Consider the following 6,604-nt stretch of genomic DNA (forward strand, 5'->3'; position numbering starts at 1 on the left):
GCTTAACGCACGCGGCGCAGGTAGCCATCCGGCGCAACTGAAATCAGCAGTTTGTTGTCCATCGCACGGTCGATCTCGAAATCGCGGTTTTCTTCCAGGTAGGCCCAGACTGCGGTTTTCGGGTTGTCACCCTTGCCCCATGGACGGTCCGGGAATGCATCTTCCGGCATGTCTTCGACCACGGTGTCCATGACGACGCAGTAGCTGTCCACCGACACCAGTGGTGCATACAAACGCAGTTCTTCGAGCACGTGATCGTGGGTGTGGTTGGAGTCCAGCACCAGGATGACTTTCTTGCCCTCGGCCGCGGCGCGCACTTGTGCGGCGATAGCCGGGTCGATACTCGAACCTTCGATCATCGAGATGCGTTTGCTCATCGGATGGCTTTCGATGGCTTCGCGGTTGTGCGCACGAATATCGAGGTCGATGCCCAGCACTTCACCGTGGCCCTGCAGTTCCAGCAGCGATGCGTAGTAGATGATCGAACCGCCATGGGCGATGCCGCATTCGATCACCAGGTCCGGCTTGACCTGCCAGATGATCTCTTGCATCGCCATCATGTCTTGCGGCAACTGGATGATCGGACGGCCCATCCACGAGAAGTGGTAGCTGTATTTGTGCCGGGCCGATTCGTTGAAGAAATCCCGGGCCAGGCCGGTGAGTTTCTGGTCATCGCCCTGACGCGCGATTTCTGCCTGGCACTCGGCTTCGAACGCTTTATTGATGGTGTTGTCGGTCATTTTATAAGTCTCAATAGTCACTGGAACGAAGCGCTGTCTACGGCGTGATAGACGTAGCGTCCACCGGTCATCCGCTTGATTTCTTCGAGGTAGTTGGAGTTCATCACAAACAGGTTGGCGCCTTCGGGCAAGGCGTCCATCGCCTCCTGGGGCGAGGACACGCGCGCGCCGCTCAGGGGCAGATACCGCCCCTGTTTGGCCGGGTTGATATCCACCACGCGATCCACCGCCACACCGGCCCGTTGCAGGAACAGCGAATAGATCACGCCTTTGGACGATGCGCCCCAGATCGCCGAACCCTGCTCCGGGTTTGCCTGAATGATTTGCACCGCGCGCTCGAGGCTGCCGGTAAAACCACCCGGCAGGTCCAGGCGTGACACCGGTTGTTCCGGGGTCAGGCGCAAGGTCGCAAGGTCCGCGACGATGTACAGGTATTGGCCACCGAACAGGTGACCGGCCTCATGCACGGTGCCGAACATCCGGCGCAGGTCATCGAGGCGGAAATAATTGACGTGCTCATAGAACAGGTCGAACCAGGCGCGGTGTTCGAGGATCCAGTCGAAGCACGGCACTTCGATGTAGATCTGCCCGCCCTGATTGGCGTCGGCCATCTCGGCCAGAAAACTCACCGGGCCCTGGATGTGTTCCAGCACATGACGCAGCACGATGGCGTCTGCCGCCAGGCCGAGGCCACGGGTGAACGGCGCCTTGATCACGTCGGCGTTGTTGCCTTCGTAGGCCGGGTCGATGCCGGTGATGGCGTAGCCCAGACCTTTGAGCAGTTCGAGAAAGTAGCCTTTGCCGCAACCGACTTCGATCAGTTCCTGCCCTTTGAAGTGGCGGGCAATGATGCCTTCGACATCGCTCAGGTGCTTCTGGAACTGGCCGGAATGCGCCTGCTCGTTCTGGTAGTCGGCGTCGTAGCTGAGCTTGTCGGCATCGAAGGCCTGGTTGAAGATCAACCCGCTCTTTTCATCTTGCACCAGTACCATGTCGGCCCTCGCCGAAGCCTTGGCCGAGGCCGGGTCGGCAAAGGTGCGGTTCTGCAACACCGGCAGGTCGGCGACCCGATACAACTCATGCCTCATGCTCTGCTCCCAGTAGCTGTTGCATACGGTCCGCCACGCCCCAGAACGCCATGGGCTCGTGGGTCGCGTACGGGTAATGGCCCAGGTTCAAATCGATCGAAGCGCCGCGCTCACGCACACGCTGTTCGACCAGTGCCCTTACCGAAATCGGTTGGCCGCTGGCGCAATTGATCACGCCATCGAAATCACGCTGCTGCATGATCGCCGCGAGGTAACCGGCAGCCGTCTCGATCGCCAGGTAATCGCGCAATTGTTCGCCGCCCGACATGTTGAAGCGCTCGTCGCCGGCATCGATCGCCCGGTCCAGCGCCGCGAGCAGACTGTTGGGGTTTTGCCCCGCGCCGTGCAGGTAAAACAGCCGCGCCCATTGCAGCGTGAACGGTTGAACCCGCTGCAGGTTTTCGAGGAACAGACGTAGGGTGTTTTTAGCCAACCCGTACGGGTTGCCCGGCTGCGGCGCGGTCTGCTCGTCGAGCGGCCCGCTCTGCATCCCGTATTCGAAGCAGGTACCCGTGACCAGCACTTGTGGTACGCCCGCCTCCACCGCGCCCTTGATGAAGCGGAAATCGGCCATCAGGTTGTGCTCGAAGTGAAACAGCGCCTGATAGTTGGGCAAACCCGGCCAGGCCAGATGCGCCAAGGCGTCGATGCCATCGGTCAACGCGCCAATATCCAAGTCTGCGCCGTGAATATCCGCCTTGATGAACTCCACGGCATTGATCCACGGCAAGCTCGCGGCGGTTTCGGCGTTGCGCGCCACCGCGCGAACTGCGCAACCACGGGCGAGCAACGCCGCGACCAAATGGCGGCCGACGAACCCGGTGGCACCGGTCACCAGCACTTTCACAGGACGGTTAACTCAGGCACGGCGATCACGAAGCGGCCATCCCACTGACGCACCTGAGCCAGTTGCTGGCTGACTTCGTGCAACAGGTTCCACGGCAACACCAGCACGTAATCCGGTTTTTCCAACTCGATCTGCGCCGGCGAAACTATCGGAATGCGACTGCCAGGCAAGTACTTGCCCTGTTTGTGCGGGTTGGCGTCGGCGACCCAGGCCAACAGGTCCGGCTTGACCCCGGCGTAGTTGAGCAAGGTGTTGCCCTTGGCGGCGGCACCGTAACCGACCACACGTTTGCCGTCAGCCTTGGCCTCCAGCAGAAAGCGCAGCAGTTCGTGTTTGATACGTTCGGCGGCCGGCGCGAGGGTCGCGTAGTACTCGGGGGTTTTCACCCCTGCGGCGATTTCGGCTTGCAGTTGCTGAGCAACCGCAGGCTGCACGTCACGACGAACGCCATCAGCACGCTGGACGAAGACCCGCAACGAACCGCCATGGGTCGACAACTGACTGACGTCGAACACTTCCAGACCGTTGCGTTCGCACAACGCATGCACGGCGGTCAGGGACAGGTAGGAATAGTGCTCGTGATACAGCGTGTCGAACTGTTGCCCGGCCATCAGCGTCAGCAGTTGCGGAAACTCGAATGTCGCCACACCGGTCGGCTTGAGCAAGGTCGCGAAACCACCGAGGAAATCATTGATGTCCGGCACGTGAGCCAACACGTTGTTGGCGGCCATCAGGTCCGCAGACCAGCCTTCGCTGACCAATTGCGCAGCGGTGTGACGGCCGAAGAACAACTCGCGGATCTCCAGGCCTTTTTCCCGCGCCGCTTGCGCGGTGCTGTGGGTCGGCTCTACGCCAAGGCAAGGAATGCCGCGACCGGCGACGTACTGCAACAGGTAACCGTCATTGGCAGCGATTTCCACCACACGGCTGTCGGCGGTCAGGCCGAAGCGCTCGACCATCTCGGCAACGTAGCGATCGGCATGCGCCAGCCAGGTGCTGGAGAACGAACTGAAATAAGCATACTCAGCGTCGAACAGGCTGTCGGCGCTGGTGTAATCCTCGGTTTGCACCAACCAGCACTGCTGACACACCGCAACCTTCAGGGGCACCCACTGTTCAGCCTGTTCCAGCTGATCGGCACGAACGTAGGCGTTCGACGGCGGCGAGGTGCCAAGGTCGATCAGCGGCAAGGCCAAAGGAGTACCGCAACCACGGCAGTTCATAGACGCACTCCAGCGAAGCGTTCATCGAGCAAGGGATGGCTGGCGTCCCTGGCTGACAGATTATTGACAGGCAACGGCCAGGCAATCGCCAGCCGAGGATCGTTCACCGACAAGCCGCCTTCATGCTCCGGCGCGTAATCGGCGCTGTGCAGGTAAAGCAATTCGGCGTCGTCGGTCAGGGTCTGGAAGCCGTGGGCGAAACCGGCAGGAATGAGCAGGCTGCGACCGTCGCCGGCGCGCAGGTGCTCGGCGTGCCAGTGCAGGAAGGTTGCAGAGTCAGGTCGCAAGTCCACCGCCACATCCCAGACTTCACCGCGCAGACAGGTGATGAGCTTGGCTTCCGGCGCGTTGGCATTCTGGTAATGCAGGCCACGCACACTCGCGCGTGCACGGGTGCAGGAATGGTTGATCTGGCGAATGGAAAACGCTTGGCCGAAGGCGCTCAGGCTGCCCTCGCAGAACAACCGGGCGAAGTGCCCGCGATCGTCTTCAAAGCGTTTGTGCTGCACACTGAACAAGCCCGTCAGCGGTAGCGCTTTCAACAAAAATTCGCTCACAACGCGCCTCGGTACAGGTTCAACTGACCCAACGTGATGCCACGCATGTCGTCGCCGTTTTGCCAGGCCAGATGCCAGTCGAGGGTCTGGGTCAGGCATTGCTGCAACGACCAGCGCGGCTGCCAGGCCAACAGTTGGCGCGCGCGGCTGCTGTCCAGGCGCAACAGGCCTGCTTCATGCAGTTCACTCGGTTCGATACGCAATCCGCGCGCTTGTGGCCAGCGGTTGGCGAGCAGCTCGACCACTTCGCCGACGCTGCACATGTCCGCTTCGCTCGGGCCGAAGTTCCACGCACCGGCGAACTCGGGGCCTCGCTCGTAAAGAGCGGCGGCCAGCTTCAGGTAACCGGCCAGCGGCTCCAGCGCGTGTTGCCACGGGCGGACGGCTTGCGGATAGCGCAGGGTCACCGGCTCGTCGGCGGACCAGGCTTTCAGGACATCGGGAATCAAACGTTCAGGGGCAAAATCACCGCCGCCCAACACGTTGCCGGCTCGGGCCGTGGCCAGGGCCAGACCGTGTTCGGCATACTTCTCGGCCGGGAAAAACGATGCCGCATACGACTGCGCCAGCAACTCGCAGCAGGCTTTGCTGCTGCTGTAAGGATCGTGGCCGCCGAGGGCTTCGTTTTCACGGTACGGCCACAACCATTCCTGATTGGCGTAGACCTTGTCGGTGGTCACCAGCACGCAGGCGCGCACGCCGCCGACCTGACGGATCGCTTCGAGCAGATTGAGGGTGCCCATGATGTTGCTGGAGTAAGTCCCCAGCGGATCGCGATAACCCTCGCGCACCAGCGGCTGGGCCGCCAGGTGCAGGACGATTTCCGGTTGGGTGTCGGCGATCAGCTCGAGCAAGGCACCCAGGTCACGCAGGTCGCCGCGCTGATCGTTGATGCCTTCGTGAACACGCGCCAGTTCGAACAGGCTCGGCTCGGTGGACGGGTCGAGGGAAAACCCGCTGACTTTCGCGCCCAGGCTTTGCAGCCACAACGTCAGCCAACTGCCTTTGAAACCGGTGTGGCCCGTCAGCAGAACCCGCTTGCCGCGCCAGAACTCCGGACTCAGTCCCATTGCTTCCATGGGGCCTCCCCGCTCAGCCATAGCTGCTCAAGGTGGTTTTTGTCGCGCAGGGTGTCCATCGGATGCCAGAAGCCATCGTGCTGAAACGCTTGCAGCTGCTGTTCATCGGCCAGCGCGGCCAGCGGCTCGGCCTCCCAGGACGTCTGGTCGTCAGCAATGTATGGCAGTACTTTTGGCGACAGCACAAAAAAACCGCCATTGATCCAGCCGCCGTCGCCGCGCGGCTTTTCAATGAAACCTTTGACGCTGTCACCGTCACGCTCCAGGGCGCCATAACGGCCCGGTGGCTGCACAGCGGTGACGGTCGCGAGCTTGCCGTGAGTCAGGTGAAAATCCACCAGGGCGCCGATATTAAGGTCGGAAACGCCATCGCCGTAGGTAAAGCAGAACGCCTGTTCGCCTTCCAGATAACGTGCGGCGCGACGCAGACGGCCACCGGTCATGGTGTCTTCGCCCGTGTCGATCAGGGTCACGCGCCATGGCTCGCTGTAGTTCTGGTGAACGTCCATGCGGTTGTTGCACATGTCGAACGTGACGTCGGAGGTATGCAGGAAGTAGTTGGCGAAGAAGTCCTTGATCGCATAGCCCTTGTAGCCCAGGCAAATCACGAAGTCATGGATCCCGTGAGCGGAGTACTGCTTCATGATGTGCCAGAGAATTGGCTTGCCACCGATTTCAATCATCGGCTTGGGTTTGAGGTGCGACTCCTCACTGATGCGCGTGCCCAGGCCGCCCGCCAAAATAACTGCCTTCATCGTCTCCCCTCTTGTTCGTCACAGGGCTCAGCCAAGCTGTATCAAGCTTTTGCAGGCCTTCTGGATAAAACCTTCAATGCCGGTCAGGGCGCTTCTGGATTGACCGGAAGTGCTCGTTTTATGGCGATATCGGGGGGGCTTGCAGGAAACGCGCCAGCTCTTTCGCTGTGGTGGGCAAGGGTCAGAAACGTAAAAGCGCCGCGGATCAATGTTGGTAGAGGCGCCGATGGAGGTAGTCACAGGTTGACGGACAGGCTCAGGGCGTGAGGGGTCGTGTACCTCAGAATCAAAAGCGGAAGGCGAGCTAACGCTCGG

7 protein-coding genes are annotated in these 6,604 nt (G+C 61.1%); all 7 read right to left on the reverse strand.

What is annotated here, in order from left to right; genetic code table 11:
* Positions 1–2 precede the first annotated feature (2 nt).
* The 7 genes from PMI32_RS01260 to rfbF are packed head-to-tail and all read right to left on the reverse strand — an operon-like array spanning position 3 to position 6,289.
* Complete coding sequence (locus PMI32_RS01260) at positions 3–740, reverse strand: cephalosporin hydroxylase family protein (protein WP_008035271.1); 738 nt, start codon at positions 738–740, stop codon at positions 3–5.
* Positions 741–757: 17 nt separating this feature from the next.
* Positions 758–1,828, reverse strand: coding sequence for a class I SAM-dependent methyltransferase (locus PMI32_RS01255; protein ID WP_008035272.1), 1,071 nt, complete (start codon positions 1,826–1,828; stop codon positions 758–760).
* Entirely contained in the window at positions 1,818–2,675 is an 858-nt protein-coding gene (locus PMI32_RS01250; protein ID WP_008035274.1) for an NAD-dependent epimerase/dehydratase family protein, read from the reverse strand. The genes PMI32_RS01255 and PMI32_RS01250 overlap by 11 nt, the downstream gene beginning before the upstream one ends.
* Positions 2,672–3,898 (reverse strand): class I SAM-dependent methyltransferase, encoded by a 1,227-nt coding sequence (locus PMI32_RS01245; protein WP_008035277.1) that lies wholly within the window; start codon positions 3,896–3,898, stop codon positions 2,672–2,674. The genes PMI32_RS01250 and PMI32_RS01245 overlap by 4 nt, the downstream gene beginning before the upstream one ends.
* Complete coding sequence (locus PMI32_RS01240; protein WP_008035278.1) at positions 3,895–4,455, reverse strand: dTDP-4-dehydrorhamnose 3,5-epimerase family protein; 561 nt, start codon at positions 4,453–4,455, stop codon at positions 3,895–3,897. Before PMI32_RS01240 ends, PMI32_RS01245 begins: the two co-directional genes overlap by 4 nt.
* Positions 4,452–5,534, reverse strand: coding sequence for a CDP-glucose 4,6-dehydratase (gene rfbG / locus PMI32_RS01235; protein ID WP_008035280.1), 1,083 nt, complete (start codon positions 5,532–5,534; stop codon positions 4,452–4,454). Before rfbG ends, PMI32_RS01240 begins: the two co-directional genes overlap by 4 nt.
* Complete coding sequence (gene rfbF / locus PMI32_RS01230; RefSeq protein WP_008035281.1) at positions 5,516–6,289, reverse strand: glucose-1-phosphate cytidylyltransferase; 774 nt, start codon at positions 6,287–6,289, stop codon at positions 5,516–5,518. Before rfbF ends, rfbG begins: the two co-directional genes overlap by 19 nt.
* Positions 6,290–6,604 lie beyond the last annotated feature (315 nt).

It is taken from the genome of Pseudomonas sp. GM60, assembly GCF_000282415.1.
GTDB lineage: Bacteria > Pseudomonadota > Gammaproteobacteria > Pseudomonadales > Pseudomonadaceae > Aquipseudomonas > Aquipseudomonas migulae.